The 2,366-nt window shown below is 31.1% G+C and carries 2 protein-coding genes; both read right to left on the bottom strand.

Annotated elements, in window-relative coordinates; genetic code table 11:
* On the bottom strand, window positions 1-459 hold a 459-nt coding region (locus tag KA894_RS14150), incomplete at its 3' end, for a replication/maintenance protein RepL (protein ID WP_113556771.1).
* Between the two features lie 447 nt (window positions 460-906).
* On the bottom strand, window positions 907-1,641 hold the full coding sequence (gene erm(C) / locus KA894_RS14145; RefSeq protein ID WP_001003263.1) for a 23S rRNA (adenine(2058)-N(6))-methyltransferase Erm(C): 735 nt from the start codon (window positions 1,639-1,641) through the stop codon (window positions 907-909).
* Window positions 1,642-2,366: the final 725 nt, after the last annotated feature.

The following is a 2,366-nucleotide window of genomic DNA, read 5'->3' as shown; positions in this document are numbered from 1 at the left end:
ATAATCAGATAATGCATTTTCTTGTTTTTCATTTGCCTCTTGCTCAAAGTTCCCAAATTCGAGTAAGAGGTATTTTTGTTTTTGGTCGTCGCCTCTCATTAGTAGTTCAGGGTTTAACATTAATACTCCAGTTTTTCTTTTTATAATATTTCCTTCTTCTAAGATTTTAAGTGTTGTTATTACTGTTTGTAGACTTGTTCCTGTAGCTTTTGCTATTTCTCTTGTTGTAGCTATCATTGTATTGTTACTTAAGTGGACATTATCTAGGATATAGTTAACGATTTTAAGTTTTTTTCCGCCAATCATATCTAACATACTTATTAATTGCACTATATATGCCTTTACGAAGTTACCAGACGTTTGTTTACGGTATAACTTGTCTACCTCTATGACTTCTCCACTTTCTTCGTCTATGAGCCTCTGAGAGCCTTTATAGACTGTTCCATATCTTTCTTTCATCTTTTTCTCACTCCTTATTTTAAACTATTCTAACTATATCATAACTGTTCTAAAAAAAAAAGAACATTTGTTAAAAGAAATTAGAACAAAATGAGTGAAAAATTAGAACAAACAAATTCCTTATAAACCTTATCATCTCAACCTATATTAAGATTTTACCTAGTTGAATCTTCTTTTCTATATAAAGCGTCGGAGCATATCAGGGGGTTATCTAACGTAAATGCTACCCTTCGGCTCGCTTTCGCTCGGCATTGACGTCAGATACTGCACCCCCTGAACCCCCATGCTCCAACAGCAAAAAGGAAACTTTTTGCTGCTTTTCCGACGCTTATTCGCTTCGCTCATATTTATATAGAAAAGAAGTGAATGCGCAAAAGACATAATCGATTCACAAAAAATAGGTACACGAAAAACAAGTTAAGGGATGCAGTTTATGCATCCCTTAACTTACTTATTAAATAATTTATAGCTATTGAAAAGAGATAAGAATTGTTCAAAGCTAATATTGTTTAAATCGTCAATTCCTGCATGTTTTAAGGAATTGTTAAATTGATTTTTTGTAAATATTTTCTTGTATTCTTTGTTAACCCATTTCATAACGAAATAATTATACTTCTGTTTATCTTTGTGTGATATTCTTGATTTTTTTCTATTTAATCTGATAAGTGAGCTATTCACTTTAGGTTTAGGATGAAAATATTCTCTTGGAACCATACTTAATATAGAAATATCAACTTCTGCCATTAAAAATAATGCCAATGAGCGTTTTGTATTTAATAATCTTTTAGCAAACCCGTATTCCACGATTAAATAAATCTCATCAGCTATACTATCAAAAACAATTTTGCGTATTATATCCGTACTTATGTTATAAGGTATATTACCAAATATTTTATAGGATTGGTTTTTAGGAAATTTAAACTGCAATATATCCTTGTTTAAAACTTGGAAATTATCGTGATCAACAAGTTTATTTTCTGTAGTTTTGCATAATTTATGGTCTATTTCAATGGCAGTTACGAAATTACACCTCTGTACTAATTCAAGGGTAAAATGCCCTTTTCCTGAGCCGATTTCAAAGATATTATCATGTTCATTTAATCTTATATTTGTCATTATTTTATCTATATTATGTTTTGAAGTAATAAAGTTTTGACTGTGTTTTATATTTTTCTCGTTCATTATAACCCTCTTTATTTTTTCCTCCTTATAAAATTAGTATAATTATAGCACGAGCTCTGATAAATATGAACATGATGAGTGATCGTTAAATTTATACTGCAATCTGATGCGATTATTGAATAAAAGATATGAGAGATTTATCTAGTTTCTTTTTTTACAAGAAAAAAGAAAGTTCTTAAAGGTTTTATACTTTTGGTCGTAGAGCACACGGTTTAACGACTTAATTACGAAGTAAATAAGTCTAGTGTGTTAGACTTTAATGTTTTTTTAAGGCATTAGTGCATTTAAGCGTCAGAGCATGGCTTTATGCCGAGAAAACTATTGGTTGGAATGGCGTGTGTGTTAGCCAAAGCTTTGGCGAGTTGGTTGGGGGTTTCATGGGATTAATCCCATGAAAGTACCAACTCAACAACACACTAACGCCTGTTGGTTCCAACCAATAGGAAATTGGAATAAGCAATTAGTATAATGAGAGTATAATGTTGGTATAACGTTAGTATAATGATGCTTTTTTTCATTATATTTTTTATGTACTTTAAACCTGCACGCTTATGTGAATTAGAAAAAGCTTAATCGCATTTCATAGATTGACCTCCCAATAACTACGTGGTGTTATTGGGAGGTCAATCTATTTCATTTGCGTTAAGCTTTTGATCTACATTAAGCGTGCAGGTTTTTTGTCTATTTGTAGACGATTTTATGTTATACTAGTCCTTGAAAGAATA

The sequence above is a fragment of the Staphylococcus sp. GDY8P131P genome, assembly GCF_017891975.1.
Lineage (GTDB): Bacteria > Bacillota > Bacilli > Staphylococcales > Staphylococcaceae > Staphylococcus > Staphylococcus nepalensis.
The sequence above is the reverse complement of the archived record's forward strand: the minus strand, read 5'-3'. Positions and strand labels throughout refer to the sequence as shown.